13 protein-coding genes are annotated in these 16,282 nt (G+C 57.0%); 8 read left to right on the top strand and 5 right to left on the bottom strand.

Annotated elements, in window-relative coordinates:
• The first annotated feature begins 6 nt into the window (after nucleotides 1-6).
• The 4 genes from M2Q46_RS10085 (at nucleotide 7) to lpxC (ending at nucleotide 4,504) form a co-directional block, all read left to right on the top strand.
• Nucleotides 7-798 (top strand): cell division protein FtsQ/DivIB, encoded by a 792-nt coding sequence (locus M2Q46_RS10085; RefSeq protein WP_009455041.1) that lies wholly within the window; start codon nucleotides 7-9, stop codon nucleotides 796-798.
• Between the two features lie 7 nt (nucleotides 799-805).
• Complete coding sequence (gene ftsA / locus M2Q46_RS10080; RefSeq protein ID WP_009455039.1) at nucleotides 806-2,032, top strand: cell division protein FtsA; 1,227 nt, start codon at nucleotides 806-808, stop codon at nucleotides 2,030-2,032.
• A gap of 171 nt (nucleotides 2,033-2,203) precedes the next feature.
• Entirely contained in the window at nucleotides 2,204-3,370 is a 1,167-nt protein-coding gene (gene ftsZ, locus M2Q46_RS10075) for a cell division protein FtsZ (RefSeq protein WP_035271073.1), read from the top strand.
• 210 nt (nucleotides 3,371-3,580) lie between these two features.
• Nucleotides 3,581-4,504: a UDP-3-O-acyl-N-acetylglucosamine deacetylase gene (gene lpxC, locus M2Q46_RS10070; protein ID WP_026485180.1), complete on the top strand. Its 924-nt coding sequence runs from the start codon at nucleotides 3,581-3,583 to the stop codon at nucleotides 4,502-4,504.
• A gap of 33 nt (nucleotides 4,505-4,537) precedes the next feature.
• On the opposite strand, the gene M2Q46_RS10065 is transcribed toward lpxC, so the two are convergent.
• Entirely contained in the window at nucleotides 4,538-5,020 is a 483-nt protein-coding gene (locus M2Q46_RS10065) for a DciA family protein (RefSeq protein WP_115634326.1), read from the bottom strand.
• An 18-nt stretch (nucleotides 5,021-5,038) separates the two neighbouring features.
• On the opposite strand from M2Q46_RS10065, the gene M2Q46_RS10060 reads away from it, so the two are divergent.
• From M2Q46_RS10060 to M2Q46_RS10050, 3 genes are all read left to right on the top strand, one after another.
• On the top strand, nucleotides 5,039-5,971 hold the full coding sequence (locus tag M2Q46_RS10060; RefSeq protein ID WP_009455033.1) for a M23 family metallopeptidase: 933 nt from the start codon (nucleotides 5,039-5,041) through the stop codon (nucleotides 5,969-5,971).
• A gap of 119 nt (nucleotides 5,972-6,090) precedes the next feature.
• Nucleotides 6,091-8,817: a preprotein translocase subunit SecA gene (gene secA, locus M2Q46_RS10055; protein WP_009455031.1), complete on the top strand. Its 2,727-nt coding sequence runs from the start codon at nucleotides 6,091-6,093 to the stop codon at nucleotides 8,815-8,817.
• Nucleotides 8,818-9,029: 212 nt separating this feature from the next.
• Complete coding sequence (locus M2Q46_RS10050) at nucleotides 9,030-9,923, top strand: DUF1932 domain-containing protein (RefSeq protein ID WP_170978597.1); 894 nt, start codon at nucleotides 9,030-9,032, stop codon at nucleotides 9,921-9,923.
• A gap of 290 nt (nucleotides 9,924-10,213) precedes the next feature.
• Here M2Q46_RS10050 and mgtE read toward each other — a convergent pair whose 3' ends face one another.
• The 3 genes from mgtE to M2Q46_RS10035 form a co-directional block, all read right to left on the bottom strand.
• Nucleotides 10,214-11,695: a magnesium transporter gene (gene mgtE, locus M2Q46_RS10045; protein ID WP_109088800.1), complete on the bottom strand. Its 1,482-nt coding sequence runs from the start codon at nucleotides 11,693-11,695 to the stop codon at nucleotides 10,214-10,216.
• A 21-nt stretch (nucleotides 11,696-11,716) separates the two neighbouring features.
• Complete coding sequence (locus M2Q46_RS10040) at nucleotides 11,717-12,061, bottom strand: acyl-CoA thioesterase (protein WP_003803527.1); 345 nt, start codon at nucleotides 12,059-12,061, stop codon at nucleotides 11,717-11,719.
• A 185-nt stretch (nucleotides 12,062-12,246) separates the two neighbouring features.
• A complete protein-coding gene (locus M2Q46_RS10035) occupies nucleotides 12,247-13,446 on the bottom strand; it encodes a M20 aminoacylase family protein (protein WP_035271064.1) in 1,200 nt (399 codons plus the stop codon).
• 80 nt (nucleotides 13,447-13,526) lie between these two features.
• Here M2Q46_RS10035 and M2Q46_RS10030 point away from each other — a divergent pair, with 80 nt between their 5' ends.
• Nucleotides 13,527-15,224 carry an AMP-binding protein gene (locus M2Q46_RS10030; protein ID WP_203145058.1) on the top strand — a complete coding sequence of 566 codons (1,698 nt, stop codon included), beginning with the start codon at nucleotides 13,527-13,529 and terminating at the stop codon, nucleotides 15,222-15,224.
• Nucleotides 15,225-15,383: 159 nt separating this feature from the next.
• On the opposite strand, the gene M2Q46_RS10025 is transcribed toward M2Q46_RS10030, so the two are convergent.
• On the bottom strand, nucleotides 15,384-16,247 hold the full coding sequence (locus M2Q46_RS10025; RefSeq protein WP_060185615.1) for an inositol monophosphatase family protein: 864 nt from the start codon (nucleotides 16,245-16,247) through the stop codon (nucleotides 15,384-15,386).
• Between the last annotated feature and the right edge of the window lie 35 nt (nucleotides 16,248-16,282).

Here is a 16,282-nt window from a genome sequence, read left to right as displayed (position 1 = left end):
TGACTCATGTTTTCCGATGCACGTCTGACCAACCTGATCGCCAATACGCTGGCTTTGCTAGCGGTATCGGCATTGGTGATCAGTGTTGTGGTTTGGGCTGTGCGTCGTCCGTACTTCAATATCGAACGCATTCAGATCGAGTCCTCGCAAGGCGAGCGTCTGGCTTATGTGACTCCTGAAGGGGTGAAAGCCACGATTGCCGGTCGTCTGCAAGGCAACTTCTTCACCGTAGATCTGGACAAGTCCCGCGCTCTGATTGAAACGGCTCCTTGGGTACGTCGCGCGCAGATCCGCCGCGTTTGGCCCAATAGCTTGTCGGTACGGATTGAAGAACAGCAGCCGCTGGCCTATTGGAACGAAGACGAAATGATCAACACCTGGGGTGAATCATTTTCGGCCAATAAAGCCGTGGTGCCTGATGACGTGGATTTACCCCAGCTAAGCGGTCCTCCGAATTCGGAGCGTCTGGTGGTGCAACGGTATGCCGAGCTGGCACGCTGGTTTGGGCCGCTGGATGTACAGGTCAGTGAAGTGACGCTGAGCCCGCGCTACGCCTGGGATGTGGTGTTGTCCAACGGCATGCAGCTAAGCCTGGGGCGTGACCCGGCTGCTGATATTGCCGACCCGCACGGTCGTAAAGGTGCATTGCCCTTTGCGGTACGTGTTGAACGATTTGTGCAGGCTTGGCCTGCCTTGATGCAACGGCTTGGCGACCGTGCTTTGCAAAGTGCCGACTTACGTTACCCGAATGGCTTTGCGATAACGCTGGCTCCGGTTTCATCTACCCCTGTGAAGTAAAGAACATATGACTCGTGACATCAAAGACCTGATCGTTGCATTGGACATCGGCACCAGCAAAGTGGTTGCGGTGGTGGCCGAAGTGCTGCCGGAAGGCCGGTTTGAAGTGCTTGGTCTGGGACAGCATGAATCCCAGGGCATGCGCAAAGGGGTGGTCGTCAATATCGAGACGACAGTCAATTCCATCCAGCGCGCTTTGGAAGAGGCGGAGTTGATGGCCGATTGCAAGATCCGTGAGGTCTACACCGGAATTGCAGGCAGCCACATTACCAGCTTCAACTCCAGTGGCATGGTGGCGGTGAAAGACAAGGAAGTCACAGCGACCGATGTGGCACGCGTGATTGAAACGGCCAAGGCCGTGAATATCCCCACCGACCAGCAAGTGCTGCACGTGCTGACGCAGGAGTTCATCGTGGATTCGCAAGAAGATATTCGCGAACCCATAGGCATGAGCGGTCTGCGTCTGGAAGTGCGGGTACACATTGTGACCGGTGCCGTCAGCGCGGCGCAGAACATCGTCAAGTGTGTGCGTCGTTGTGGTCTGGAAGTACAGGACCTGATTTTGCAGCCTCTGGCCTCCAGCTTGTCTTGCCTGACGGCGGACGAGAAAGAGCTGGGCGTGGTGCTGGTAGACATTGGTGGCGGTACAACCGATATCGCCATCTACACCGGCGGTGCGATTCGTCATACCGACGTGATCCCGATCGCGGGCGACCAGATCACCAGCGACATTGCCGCCATGTTGCGCACCCCTACGCCGGATGCGGAAGAGATCAAGCTGCGTTTTGGTGTGGCCAAGCAATCGCTGGCCCATCCGGAAGAAATGATTGAAGTGCCCGGTCTGGGTGATCGTCCCAACCGCCAGGTCAAGCGCCAGGCCCTGGGTGCTGTGATCGAGCCGCGTGTGGAAGAGCTGTTTACCTTTGTGCAGCAAAGCCTGCGCGAATCGGGCTACGAAGACTTGCTGTCCTCGGGCGTGGTGTTGACTGGTGGTACGGCCATGTTGCCGGGCATCGTGGAGCTGGCCGAGGACGTGTTCTTGAAACCTGTGCGTATTGCTGTGCCCAGCTATGAAGGTAGCTTGGCTGATGTCATGCGCAACCCACGTTTTTCGACCGTGATGGGCTTGTTGACCGAGGCACGCCTGCAAAGCGCTCGTGGCCGCAAGGTGGCTCAGCAAAAAGGCAGCGTCAAAGGTCTGATGGCCCGTATGAAGGAATGGTTCATGAATTAAGGGCGTTGCAAGACGCTCAGGTCGGGCAGCCTGAAAGGGCGGTCCAGGAGGCAGTTCAAACCGGGTGCGAACCCCTTGGTTGGCAGATGTTTTGAGCTGATTCCAAATTTCAGTTGTATCGGGGAAGTACGTAGAAACTTGACTAATTAAGTGTTTGAGTGGGAGTCAATCATGATGAACTTTGAAATGTTAGATACCAGCGGTAGCGGCACGGTCATCAAGGTCGTGGGCGTGGGCGGCGCAGGCGGTAACGCTGTGACGCATATGATCAACTCTGGTGTTCAGGGCGTTGATTTCATTTGCGCCAATACCGATTCGCAGGCGCTGGCCAGCAGCGATGCACCTATCCAGATTCGTCTGGGCCGCAGCGGCCTGGGCGCCGGTGCCAAGCCTGACCAAGGCCGTGCAGCCGCTGAAACCGCTCGCGAAGAAATTCGCGCAGCATTGAACGGCGCCAACATGGTGTTTATTACAGCCGGTATGGGCGGTGGCACCGGTACGGGTGCCAGCCCCGTTGTGGCTGAAGTGGCCAAGGAATTGGGCATTTTGACCGTGGGTGTCGTCACCAAACCTTTCTCCTTTGAAGGCAATCGCCGTCTGCGCATGGCCGAAGAAGGGATCGAGGAGCTGAGCAAGCACGTTCACTCCCTGATCGTTGTATTGAATGAAAACCTGTACGACTTGATGGATGAGGACGCAACACAGTCCGATTGCTTCAAGGCAGCTGACGATGTCTTGCACAATGCCTGCGCCGGTATTGCCGAGATCATCAATGTTGAAGGTAACGTGAACGTCGACTTCGAAGACGTGAAAACCATCATGGGCGAGCAAGGCCAGGCCATGATGGGTACCGCTGTGGCTTCCGGCTCGAACCGCGCTCGTGAAGCGGCTGAGCGCGCCATCGCTTGCCCATTGCTGGAAGGTGTGGACCTGCACGGTGCCCGCGGCATGCTGGTGAACATCACCTCTTCGTCGTCCCTGAAGATGCGCGAAACGCGCGAAATCATGGACACCATCCGTGGCTACGCTGCAGAAGACGCCACCGTTATCTTTGGTACCGCTTACGATGAGTCCATGGGCGACAGCCTGCGTGTGACTGTTGTTGCTACTGGCCTGGGTCGCAAGCAAGCGCGCCCACAGTTGGTACAAAACAACGAAGAAGTGTTACGTACAGGTACGGACAACATGCCTGTCATCGGTGCGGATTACGCCAACGCCGACGTGCCTGCCGTCATCCGCAATCCACGCAGCCAGGCTTCGGCTCAGGTGCGTGCACTGGAGACTGCCGGTATGGATCACTTCGACATTCCGGCGTTCTTGCGCAAGCAGGCTGATTAAAAATCAGGTTCGGCGATTACCCGAGTCGCCAATTTGATTTCTCCCACGACTCCCCCTGGGCGTTCGCGCTCAGGGGGCGTAAGTGCTTTGTTGTGTCGTGGTGTTTGACGCTTGACAATTGCTTATGTTTTTAGAAAGCGTATAGTGGATAACCCGTATTACGGTTACAATAGTCTTTGCGAACAACACTTTACAAATACAAGAACAGCCATGCTTCGTCAGCGCACCATCAAGAATGTCATCAGTACCAAAGGAGTCGGCTTGCACTCTGGTCGTCGTGTCGAACTGACACTGCGCCCTGCTGCGCCTGACACGGGTATTGTGTTTCACCGTATCGATCTGCCCGAAATCGTGGATTTACCCGCACAGGCAGACAAGGTCGGTGGTACGCGTATGGCTTCGGTGCTGATCAAGGATAATGTTCGGGTTTCAACCGTCGAGCATTTGATGTCGGCCATCGCTGGCCTGGGCATTGATAATCTGCACGTGGACCTGACGGCTGAAGAAGTGCCCATCATGGATGGCAGCGCCGGCACATTTGTGTATTTGTTGCGTTCGGCGGGCTTGCAGGAGCAGGAAGCCGCCAAGAAGTTTTTGCGTGTCCTCAAACCCATCGAAGTCTCTGAAGGCGAGGGGCAGGACATCAAGTGGGCCCGTCTGGAGCCCTACGAAGGCTTTGCCCTTCAGTTTTCTATCGATTTTCACCACCCGGCCATTGATGCAACGGCCAATTTTGCCGAGGTGGATTTTGCGCATGACTCGTACGTGAAGACTATTTCACGTGCGCGCACCTTCGGGTTCGCCAGCGAAGTGGAAGCTTTGCGTGCGGCCGGTCTGGCCCGTGGCGGCAGTTTGGATAATGCCATCGTCATGGACGAGTACCGTGTCCTGAACAGCGACGGTCTGCGTTACGAGGACGAGTTCGTCAAGCACAAGATTCTGGATGCTATTGGCGACTTGTACCTGATTGGCCACCCCCTGATTGCACGCTATGTGGCGTGCAAATCCGGCCATGGTTTGAATAACCAGCTGGCGCGTGCCTTGCTGGCCGCCCAGGATAGCTGGGAACTGGTGACTTTCGAGTCGGCTGCCAGTGCACCCCACGCTTTTTCCAGCGAGTGGAAATTCGCTTGATACTTGCTTAGGGGCCCGATCCTGGTGCTTTGCTTAGCCGCGATGATGACGCAACAAGCGTTCGATGGCTTGCGCCAAGGGACCTTGCGGCAATGAGTCATGCAGCTTTTCAAATGATTCCAAGGCCCGTTCGTCCAGGACTTGTACCTGGCGCGCGGGCTTTTCTGTCACAGCTGCAAACAAATGGGCTTGCACGTGCACCAGCGCCTCGCTAATGTTCCAGCCAGCGGCATTCATCTGCCGTGTGACAGTGGGCAACAGCTGACGCAGCTTGGCCGCATGTGCGGCGCTGGGAACTGCCAGCGTCAATTGCTGTCTGTCTATACGGGCTACTTTACAAGCCTTGCCCAAAGCAGGTGGCAAGGCTTTGCTTACATGGGTCTGCGCCGCCATCAGCTGCCGGGCCATTTCCAGTACCTGGGAACCTTGCTGGTCGCTGGCCAGCCAACCCAAAGCGTGGCTTTGCCCGCTACTGCGTTTTGGCGCGGATGAGGAAAAAGGGGGCTTCCAGGTCATGTTCGAGGTTATACGATAGTGGATCAACATAAAGACTATACGTCCTTAGATGCCAAAGCCAAAGGGGTGCGCCGTACGGTGATCGCCCTGGTGGCTCTGGTATCGCTGGGCGTTTCCGCAGCGGCGGGAGCTCTGGTGCAGTCGCACTGGGGTGAGCGCGGTGGCGTGTCGCTGGACGCGGATATGGCCCAGAGCCAGGCCGCTGCCATGCAGGACAACGTGACCCGCCTGGCCGAAAAAGTCGGCGGTTTGCAGGCCAAACTGATCGAGATGGACGGTGTCAGCAAGCGCGTAGCCAAGGCGGCCGGCATTGAGTACACCGATCCGGAGCTGGCCGGTGCCATGCCCGTGCAGGATCTGGCCGTCATGGACAGCATGGATGGAGCCGACCTGGTCTGGAACGCCGACCGTCTGGGCGAGCAGCTGGATAATCTGGCCAAACAGATGTCCGAGCAACAGGACTGGTTTCAAATGCTGGATTCCGTGCTGACCGAGCGTACCGGCAACGAAGCACGTCTGCCCAATTACCGTCCGGTGGACTATGACGAGGTAGCTTCTTCCTTTGGCTGGCGTCGTCACCCGATCTCGGGCCGTCATGCCTTGCACGAAGGTTTGGACTTTCCAGCACCCAAGGGGACGCCTATCTATGCCGCGTCCGGTGGGGTGGTATCGGAAGCCCGCTATATGACAGGTTACGGCAAGCTGGTGGAAATCAATCATGGCAATGGCATGAGCACGCGATACGCCCATGCGTCATCAATCGTTGTTAAATTAGGCGACGTAGTAGAAAAAGGGCAGTTGATCGCCCGTGTCGGATCTACCGGGCAGTCCACAGGCTCGCACCTGCACTTTGAAGTGCGCATGGCCGGACATGCTCTGGATCCCAAGCTTTTTCTGCCGGCGCGTGAGTATGTAGAACAGCAGATCGCGCAATTGGATTCGGACAAGTAGTTCCGTCTTGCAGCATGTGCGTTAAACTGATTGTTTGCTTGCGCATCCCTTTTAACCAGAGATAGGCTCGAGGCACAGATTCAAGCCCTTGCGGCCTCGCCTACATTGACGACACAAGAATGGTTTCATTGCTGAAAAAGCTTATTGGCAGTCGTAACGACCGATTGCTCAAACAGTACCGTAAGCAGGTCGCCCAGATTAATGCTCTTGAGCCTACTATTCAGGGCCTGAGCGACGAGGCCTTGGCAGCCAAGACGCAGGAGCTGCGCCAACGTGTTCAGGATGGCGCCTCGCTTAACTCGCTCCTGCCCGAGGCTTTTGCTGTAGTGCGCGAGGCGGGTGTCCGTGTATTTGGCATGCGCCACTTTGACGTGCAGATGCTCGGTGCCATTGCCTTGCACAACGGCAAGATTTCCGAAATGCGTACGGGTGAGGGTAAAACCCTGACCGCGACCTTGGCCGTGTACCTGAATGCACTGTCCGGCAAAGGCGTGCACGTGGTGACCGTCAACGATTACCTGGCTCGACGCGATGCGAACTGGATGGGGCGTCTGTACAACTTCCTGGGTCTGAGCGTGGGGGTCGTAGTTCCCCAGCAAGACAATGCCGAGAAGATTGCTGCCTATCAGGCTGACATTACCTACGGTACCAACAACGAATTTGGTTTTGACTACCTGCGCGACAATATGGAATACCGCGCCGAGGATCGCCGCCAGCGCGGTTTGTCCTACGCGATTGTCGACGAAGTTGACTCCATCCTGATCGACGAAGCCCGTACACCGCTGATCATCTCCGGACAGGCCGAAGACAATACCGAGCTGTACGTGCGCATGAACGTGGTTCCGCCCATGCTGACCCGCATGACGCAAGAGCCTCGTCCACACGAGCCCGAGCCCGAAGGCGACTTCTGGGTCGATGAAAAGGGCCAGCAGGTTCATATTTCCGAAGCCGGTCACGAACGTGCCGAGCAGATCCTGACCGAAATCGGTTTGCTTCCCGAAGGCGAGTCGCTGTACGAGCCACGCCACATTTCCCTGATGCACCACCTGATGGTCGCCCTGCGCGCCCACAACCTGTTCTTCCGCGATCAGCAATACGTGGTCCAGGACGGCGAAGTGGTGATTGTGGACGAATTTACCGGCCGTTTGATGGCTGGTCGCCGCTGGTCGGATGGCTTGCACCAGGCTGTGGAAGCCAAGGAAGGCGTTCGTATCCAGAACGAAAACCAGACGCTGGCGTCGATTACTTTCCAGAACTACTTCCGTATGTACGACAAGCTGTCGGGCATGACGGGTACGGCCGATACCGAAGCCTATGAGTTCCAGGAAATCTATAGTCTTGAAACCGTCATCATTCCACCGAATCGTCCGCTGGCCCGTAAGGACCAAAACGACCAGGTCTTCAAAACCGATGACGAAAAGTTCAATGCCATTCTGAAAGACATTCAGGACTGCCACGAACGTGGTCAGCCTGTACTGGTGGGTACCACCAGCATTGAAAACTCCGAGCTGATCTCCACACGCCTGAATGCCGCTGGCGTCAAGCACGAGGTACTGAACGCCAAGCAACACGCCCGTGAAGCCGACATCGTGGCTGAAGCTGGTATGCCCGGTCACGTGACCATCGCCACCAATATGGCCGGTCGTGGTACGGACATTGTCTTGGGTGGCAGCATCGAACGTGCAATTTCTCAGGTGCGTGAAGACGAGTCCCTGAGTGCCGAGCAAAAAGAAGCCAAGATCCAGGCTATTCGTGCTGCTTGGGAACCGCTGAACCAGCAGGTCAAACAGGCTGGTGGTTTGCGCATTATTGGTACCGAGCGTCACGAATCCCGCCGTATTGACAACCAGCTGCGTGGTCGTGCCGGTCGCCAGGGTGACCCAGGTTCCTCGCGTTTCTACCTGTCGCTGGAAGATTCGCTGATGCGCATCTTCGCCGGTGATCGTGTGCGCGCCATCATGGAGCGTCTGCGTTTGCCTGAAGGCGAGCCTATCGAAGCCCGCATGGTGACTCGTTCCATCGAATCCGCTCAGCGCAAGGTCGAGGCCCGCAACTTCGATATTCGTAAACAGCTGCTGCAGTATGACGACGTGGCCAACGATCAGCGCAAGGTGATCTACGCCCAGCGTAATGAAGTGCTGGAGTCGGCTGATATTTCCGACACCATCAGCAGCCTGCGCGAAGCCGCCGTCAGCCGTCTGTTCCGTGAATACGTGCCGCAAGACACCATGGAAGAGCAATGGGATATCCCCGGCCTGACCACCGCTTTGCAGAGCACCTTCCAGATTGAGCTGCCTTTGGCTGAAATGCTGGAGAAAGAATCCAATCTGACCGACGATGACTTGCATGATCGCGTTATCGAAGAATCCCAGCGTCTGCTGCAAGCCAAGATTGATCTGGTTGGTCAGCCTAACTGGGGCAATTTCGAGCGTTCCGTGCTCTTGCAGTCCATTGATACGCAATGGCGTGGCCATTTGCAGGCCCTGGATCACCTGCGTCAGGGGATTCATCTGCGCGGTTATGCCCAGAAAGACCCCAAACAGGAATACAAGCGCGAAGCTTTCGAGCTGTTCTCCGACATGCTGGACCGTGTGCGTGATGAAGTGGTCAAAGTGCTGATGACCGTGCGTATTCAGACTCCGGAGCAGGTCGAGGAAGCCGCGGTTGAGGTTCCTGCCAACTCCAATGTCCGTTTCCATCATTCGGACTACGATGCTGCCTTGAGCGGTGAAGATCCCGGTCTGGACGAAGCGGCCAAGGGCGAAGTGCCACGCGTGGGCCGTAACGATCCTTGCCCATGCGGCAGCGGCAAGAAATACAAGCAGTGCCATGGGCGCTTGAACTGATTCTGACTCAAGCTGCCCAGCCTGCAGGCTGCGAGATCAAACCCCATGAGCCCCTGGCGCATGGGGTTTTTTCTTGGATGCCAGCTTTGTTGCTGCGAACTGATCTGTGAATGGTTATATCCCGCTCATGCAGGGCCGTTTTTCCCTGTAAGCTACAGGACGCAGCTTGGTGCTACCGGCTGCGGCTGATCGTTTCTTCTGTGTGTTTTTCTATGACAACATCTCCCTTATTACATCGTATTGCCCTGATCGGGGCGGGCGAAGTCGCGCGTTTTTATGGTGCTGCCTTGAAGTCGGCTGGTGTGCAGGTGCCGTTTATCCTGGTGCGCCGGGAAAGTGCCGCAGCCAGCGAACTGGCGCAGCAATTGGGAGCGCAACTGTGCTTGCAGGCGGATACGGATTGGCGGAGTCTTGACGGCGTGTTGTCGGCAGTGACGGGAACACAGGCATACATAGTGGCCAAGGCCGTCATGCCGCATTTGTCTGTGAGAGCGCTGTACATGGATTTGTGTACGGCCGAGCCCCAGGACATGGAGAGCATGGACGTTTTGGCGCAACAGCACGGAATCGAGCTGGCTGACCTGGCGATTATGGGCTCTGTGCCCTCTACAGGCGCTCAGACGGCTTTGTTGGCGGCAGGGCAAGGGGCAGGCAGGGCTGCGGCGTTTTGGCAGGCTCAGGGCGCTTCTGTGCGTATCTTGCCGGGACAGGCGGGGGATGCAATGCGCTTGAAGCTGCTGCGCAGTTTGATGACCAAGGGGCTGGAGGCCTTGGGAATTGAAAACTTGATGCTGGCCGAGCGCATGGGTTTGCGGGCCGAGCTGTATGAAGTCCTGGAGGATTTGAATCAGCGGGGCTTGCAGGACTTTATGGAGTCCTGCCTGCGCAGCCATCTGGTGCACGGCGTGCGCCGCCGTGACGAGGTTCTGCAAGTGCGTCGTCAGCTGGAGTTGGCAGGCATTGCGCCGCGAGTGACCAATGGCGTACTGGATTTTTTTGAGCACACAGCGCAGACCGAGTCTTTGCAAAGAGCTCAGGCCGTGGGGACACAGGAGAGTTTGGAAGTGTTCTTGGAAGAGGCCCGACTGTCGTCCTCACGATCTTAGTTGTTTGGAAGGACAGTTTGGTGCGCGTGTTTGAGTTTGCAGCAACTTCTGAGATTGGCTACCACGTTTTTCCCCGGGAAAAGGTAGAGAGCTTGTGCTTAACAAGATAAGGCAAACATACTGAAATCCAACGGATCAACGGGCCAACGCCCCGATATTTAGGTGTTCCAGTGTTCGGATTTTCAGGTTCCCTGGGGCCAAAAGATTAAAAGAGGCGATTTACTCCTTTTGATGCAGAAATCAAAAAACCGGCCAGAAGCCGGTTTTTTTTAATCATACCCGCAGGCGATTTACAGCAAGAACACCGTCGCCAGTCCCAGGAACAGCAAGAAACCTAGCGAGTCCGTCGCAAAGGTCAGCAATACCGAGGAGCCCACAGCCGGGTCATTGCCAAAGCGATCACGCAGAATCGGGATCATCACGCCCAGCGCCGCGCCAATCAACATATTGCCGATCATGGCGGCCATCATCACGGCAGCAATGGCGATCGAGCCGGAGATAAACCAGGCAAAGAATGCCGTTACCGCGCTGCCACAAACACCAACCAGAAAGGTCACCAGCAGTTCGCGCTTGATCAATGGCAGGACGTTGGAACCTGTGACTCGGCCGGTGGCAATGGCACGAATGATCATGGTCATGGTCTGGTTGCCGGAGTTGCCACCAATACCGGCCACAATCGACATCAGGAAAGCCAGGATCACGATGTGGCTGACGGTATCCTCAAAGCGCGAGGCAATGAAGGAAGCCGTTGCTGCCGTACAGAGATTGATCAGCAGCCAGGGGGCCCGGTTGCGGATAGCCGTACGGATGGGCGAGAAAATATCGTCCTCTTGCAGACCGGCACGAGACAGGGCCTGTTCTTCCGAGTCCTCTTGCAGCACGTCCACTACTTCGTCAATGGTGACTCGGCCAATCAGGCGGCCAATATCGTCCACCACGGGAGCAGACACCAAGTCATAACGCTCAAAGGCCCCGGCTGCATCCGAGTCCGAATCCAGTGGATTCAGAGTCAGATAATCGGTGGACATGACGGAGGACACCAGGGTTTCAGGCTCGCTGACCAGCATGCGGGTCAGCGACAGCGTGCCTTGCAGTTTGTCGGCACGATCCACCACAAAGATCTGGTCAGTGTGGTCGGGCAGTTCCTGCAAACGTCGCAGGTAACGCAGGACCACTTCCAGGGTGACGTCCTCGCGCACGCGCACCATGTCAAAGTCCATGATGGCGCCCACGGTGTCTTCGGGGTAGCCCATGGCTTCGATCAGCTGTGCACGCTCCTCGTCCGTCAGGCCGCGCTGCACGGCTGCCACCACATCGGGCGGCAGGTCAGGGACCAGATCGGCAATTTCGTCGGCATCCATATTGCCGGCGGCCGCGATCAGGTCCGCGGCGTCCATGGAACGAATCAGCGATTCACGTGCCCAGTCCGCTACTTCCAGCAGCACGTCGGCGTCGTGCTCGGCATCCACCAATTGCCAGATGGCCTGGCGTTCCAGCTCGGGCAAGGACTCCAGAATGAAGGCAATGTCGGCCGGGTGCAGATCGTTCAGGATGGACTTGATCTCGCTCTCATGCTGGCGATGGATCAAGCCCTCAAGCAGGTTGGAGCGGTCGTCGTCCTCGAACTGGCGCTGGGCCAGCGATTCCACCACTTCCTGGCGCTTGAGGATGTTTTTCAGGCGATAAAGTGCCTGCTGCGCATCCTCGGGCTCCAGGCGGCGTGGCTTGGGAGTGTCACTGGGCGAAGTAGGGGGTACCAGGTTTTCCTGCATAGGCCTGCCTGTCACGAATACTTAGAGAGGGGGCAGCGGGCGGCTGCGGCGCTCGTCATCGGTAGCCACATAGGTAAGCGTGGCTTCCGTTACCTTGACCGTTTCAAGTTGCAGGCGTTTGCGTTCTGCATACACTTCCACCGAAACCGTAATGGAGGTGCGGCCTGTTTTGATGATTTCTGTGTAGAAACTAAGCAAATCACCCACAAACACGGGCTGCTTGAAGGTGAAGGCATTCACGGAAATGGTGGCGACCCGGCCTTGGGCGCGTCGTGTTGCAGGAATTGCTCCGGCAATGTCCACCTGGGACATGATCCAGCCACCAAACACGTCACCGTGAATATTGGCGTCTGTGGGCATGGGCATGACGCGCAGGGTGGGGGCTCCGTCCGGGAGCGAAGAGATGTTGCTTGAAGTAGTCACAAATACTCCCGTATAGGAAGAAAGGGTGGTGGGACAGATGCCCGTCGCGCGGAGCGCACGCCGTCAACAATAGAACCTGCCATTGTAACGGCAAGCTTTGGCCCCGCTATGAAACATTTGTTAAAGCATCAACGGTGTTGTGCCAGCCAGTCTAGAGCCAGTTTGGCCCAGTAGCTGGCGCCAATAGGAATCAGGGCGTCGTTGAAGTCGTAGCTGCCGTTGTGCAGCATGCACGGACCCATGCCGTGGCCCTGACTGCGATGGTCGCCATCGCCATTGCCTAGCCAGACATAGCAGCCGGGGACTTCTTGCAACATGAAGGAGAAATCTTCGGCGCCCATGGAAGGGCGGATGTCCTGACGCAGCTTGTCGGGGCCGACCAGCTCCCGGATGACTTGCGCGCAAAAGGCCGCTTGCTCGGGATTATTGATGGTGGGGGGGTAGCGGCGGTCAAAGTCGAACTCGGCCTTGCAACCCTGGGCGGCACAGCTTTGCTCGCACAGTTCGCGCATGCGGGTCTCGACCAGGTCCAGGGCTTCGGTGGAGAAGGTGCGTACCGTGCCGCGCATGACTGCTTCGTTGGGAATAACGTTATCGGCAGAGCCGGCATGAATCTGGGTAATGCTCAGCACCACGGGTTCGAGGGGGTCCACATTGCGGCTGACAATGGTTTGCAGACTTTGCGCCAGTTGCACGGCCGCCATGATGGGGTCCACGCCCAGATGGGGCATGCCTCCATGGGCGCCTTTGCCTTCAATGCGAATTTCAAAGGTATTGCTGGAGGCCATCATGCCGCCTGGCAAAACCCCGAAGGTGCCGGCAGGCATGCCGGGCCAGTTATGCAGGCCGAATACAGCTTGCATGGGGAACAGCGTGAACAAGCCATCCTTGATCATTTCGCGTGCGCCGCCAAAACCTTCTTCGGCAGGCTGAAAAATCAGATAGATGGTGCCCGCAAAATCACGGTGCTCGGACAGGTAGCGCGCTGCACCCAGCAGCATGGCGGTATGTCCATCGTGTCCACAGGCATGCATCTTGCCGTCGTGACGGCTTTTGTGTTCGAACTCGTTCAGCTCCTGCATGGGCAGGGCGTCCATATCGGCGCGCAGCCCCACGGATGGACCTTCGCCGCCCGTGCCCTTCAGGATACCGACAACGCCTGTCACGCCCAGACCACGATGTACCGGAATATCCCATTTCTCCAGCCAGGACGCGACTTGATCGGCCGTCCGGGTTTCCTCGAAAGCCAGTTCGGGGTAGGTGTGGAGATCGCGCCGGATAGCCGCAATTTCATGCGACCAGGCGGAAATGGGTTCAAACAGCTTCATGATGCGGGCTTGTCCTTGGGTTTGAACAATAAAGTAGAGTAGAGTTAACCATAAATAAACACGTATTAGGTGACAAGCCCTTGGATACTCAGCAAAAACCTTGGCTCGAGCATTATCCGGCCTCCGTGCCCCATGAGATTCAGTTAGGCGCCGAGCAGACTTTGATCGATTGTCTGGATGCCGCCATGAAAAAGCATAAGGACAGGACTGCGCTGACCTTTATGGGGCATGACATTTCCTATGAACATCTGGACCGCAGCGCGGATGCCTTCGCGGCCTGGTTGCAGGCACAGGGGCTGGAGCGTGGCAGCCGTGTGATGCTGATGCTGCCCAATGGTTTGCCCTTCCTGATTTGCTTGCTGGGCACCATGCGGGCGGGCATGGTGGGCGTCAATACCAACCCGCAATACACCGAACGCGAACTGGAGTTCCAACTGGCCGATAGCCAGGCCCAGGTCATTGTGATTCTGGAAACCTTTGCGCATGTGCTGCAGCAAGTTCCTGACAATGTGAAGCCTGCCCACGTGGTGTTGAGTACCGTGGGTGATCTGATGGGGCTCAAGGGCAGCGTGGTGAATTTCGCCGTGCGTTATTTGAAACGCATGGTGCCGTCTTATTCCTTGCCGGGTTCGCACAGTCTGGAGGCCGTGCTGGAGCAGGGCAGCAAATTGAGCCTGAGCCGTCAGCCCGCCAAACCGGATGATCTGGCGCTGTTGCAATACACGGGCGGCACAACGGGCCGTCCTAAAGGCGCCATGCTTAGCCAGCGCAATTTGATGGCAAACGTCTTGCAGGTGGAGGCCGTGGGCTTTCCCGCTTTGGGTGACTTTAAAGGCCCGGCTTACACCATGATGGTGGCCTTGCCGCTCTATCATATCTTCGCGCTGACGGTTTGCGGTCTGTTTGCCATGTATGCAGGTATGCATATGGTGCTGGTGATGAATCCGCGCGATCTCAATTCGGTTTACAAGGCCTGGAAACGCAATCCGCCTGAAGTCGTTCCAGCGGTGAATACCTTGTTCAATGCGCTGGCGAATCACGAAAAATTCCGTACCTTGCCGTTTGCGCAGCTCAAACTGTGTCTGGCCGGTGGTGCCGCCTTGCAAAAAGCCGTGGCCGAGCGTTGGCTGGCTGTGACGGGCTGCCCTTTGATTGAAGGCTATGGTCTGTCGGAAACCTCCCCGGTGGTGGCGGTGAACTCGACGGATTCACGCGATTACAGTGGCACGATTGGATTTCCCTTGCCTTCAACCGATGTGCTCTTGCTGGACGAACAGGGGCAACCGGTTGCCATGGGTGAACAAGGCGAGCTGGCCGTCAAAGGGCCGCAGGTTATGTCGGCTTACTGGAACCAGCCGGAGGAAACCGCCAATGTCTTTACGCCTAATGGTTTCTTGAAGACAGGTGATATCGGTGTCATGGATCAGCAGGGACGTATTCGTCTAGTGGATCGCAAGAAAGACATGATTCTGGTGTCGGGCTTTAACGTCTATCCGAATGAAATTGAAGACGTGGTGGCGGCGCATCCTGATGTGCTGGAAGTGGCGGCGGTGGGGGTGCCCAGCGAGCACAGTGGTGAAAGCATCAAGCTGTTCGTGGTCAAACGTAATCCGTCCTTGACTGAAGCCGATATCAAGCAATGGTGCAAAGAGCGTCTGACGGCGTACAAGCGTCCCCGCATTATTGAGTTCCGTGATGAACTGCCCAAGAGCAATGTGGGCAAGATCTTGCGCCGCGTCCTGCGGGATGAGCAAGTCAAGCCTGAAGCGCAGGCTTGATTTGGAGGTTTGGAGGAAGGGACGATTACTCAGCAAATCGCTAAACCTGGCCTGCAACCTGATCTGTATGAAAAAAGCGAGCCGTTTTAAATGGCTCGCTTTTTTATCGGGCGATGAAGATCAGAGCAGGAGGTTTGGCAACTGGCCCCGAATAAGGCGTTAAGGCTTGGGTTTGGTCGGACGCTGTGTCAGCGACGGACGCACCATGCCCAGCAACTCATCGGCAATGTGGGCATTGCCTGCGTAGACGTGACCGCTGACGGGCCAGGGCTCTTCCTGATACAGGTCCTGACACACACCCTTGGCTTCACGCACCAGCAAGGTGCCAGCGGCAACGTCCCAAGGGGCCAGGCCCATTTCCCAATAACCGTCGTAACGGCCACAAGCCACCCAGGCCAGATCCAGCGCGGCGGCACCCATGCGGCGCACACCACGGCTGCCTGTAATGGAGGCGTTCAGGCTGGGCATGTATTGGTCGGAAAAAGAGAAGTCGCGGAAGGGAAAGCCTGTGGCCAATACCGAGTCCGCCAGTTTTTTCGATGAGGATGTCTGAATACGGCTGCCATTTAACCAGGCGCCCACACCGTACATGGCGGTAAACAGCTCTTCGCGATTGGGGTCGTAGACCACGGCAATGACCGGCGTGTCCTGGGCCAGAACGCCGTTATCCATTTGCGTGCCGGCCGGGGCAATCAGGGCAACTGAGACGGCATAGTGAGGAATGCCGTGCAGGAAGTTGGTCGTGCCATCCAGCGGGTCGATATACCAGGTGGGACGGCCTGTATTCACGCCGCCGCTTTCCTCGGCCACGATATCAATGTCCGGGGTGCGCTCCATCAGCACACTGATGCAGGCCTGCTCGGCTTCATGATCGGCTTGCGACACCAGATCGTTGTGCATTTTGTTGCTGATCACCAGAGAGCTACGGTCCGACGCATAGGCTTGTAAAATAGCGGCGGCGGCATGGGCTGCGGTAACAGCAGCGTCCAGGCAGGCGCTGAGCGGTAAACGTGACAATGGCATGGCAATCCGGTTTTAAAAAAGAAAAGTCTGAAGCT

The sequence above is a fragment of the Alcaligenes sp. YSL9 genome (assembly GCF_030515105.1).
Taxonomy (GTDB): Bacteria; Pseudomonadota; Gammaproteobacteria; order Burkholderiales; family Burkholderiaceae_B; genus Alcaligenes; species Alcaligenes phenolicus.
The sequence above is the reverse complement of the archived record's forward strand: the minus strand, read 5'-3'. Positions and strand labels throughout refer to the sequence as shown.

Excerpts from the sequence above, each read along its gene's own strand:
- M2Q46_RS10040 (WP_003803527.1), bottom strand. The coding sequence starts at position 12,061 with ATGCCCATGCCCACAGACGCCAATATTCACGGTGACGTGTTTGGTGGC.
- M2Q46_RS10065 (WP_115634326.1), bottom strand. The coding sequence starts at position 5,020 with ATGACCTGGAAGCCCCCTTTTTCCTCATCCGCGCCAAAACGCAGTAGC.
- secA (WP_009455031.1), top strand. The coding sequence starts at position 6,091 with ATGGTTTCATTGCTGAAAAAGCTTATTGGCAGTCGTAACGACCGATTG.
- mgtE (WP_109088800.1), bottom strand. The coding sequence starts at position 11,695 with ATGCAGGAAAACCTGGTACCCCCTACTTCGCCCAGTGACACTCCCAAG.
- M2Q46_RS10035 (WP_035271064.1), bottom strand. The coding sequence starts at position 13,446 with ATGAAGCTGTTTGAACCCATTTCCGCCTGGTCGCATGAAATTGCGGCT.
- M2Q46_RS10025 (WP_060185615.1), bottom strand. The coding sequence starts at position 16,247 with ATGCCATTGTCACGTTTACCGCTCAGCGCCTGCCTGGACGCTGCTGTT.
- lpxC (WP_026485180.1), top strand. The coding sequence starts at position 3,581 with ATGCTTCGTCAGCGCACCATCAAGAATGTCATCAGTACCAAAGGAGTC.
- ftsA (WP_009455039.1), top strand. The coding sequence starts at position 806 with ATGACTCGTGACATCAAAGACCTGATCGTTGCATTGGACATCGGCACC.
- M2Q46_RS10085 (WP_009455041.1), top strand. The coding sequence starts at position 7 with ATGTTTTCCGATGCACGTCTGACCAACCTGATCGCCAATACGCTGGCT.
- M2Q46_RS10050 (WP_170978597.1), top strand. The coding sequence starts at position 9,030 with ATGACAACATCTCCCTTATTACATCGTATTGCCCTGATCGGGGCGGGC.
- ftsZ (WP_035271073.1), top strand. The coding sequence starts at position 2,204 with ATGATGAACTTTGAAATGTTAGATACCAGCGGTAGCGGCACGGTCATC.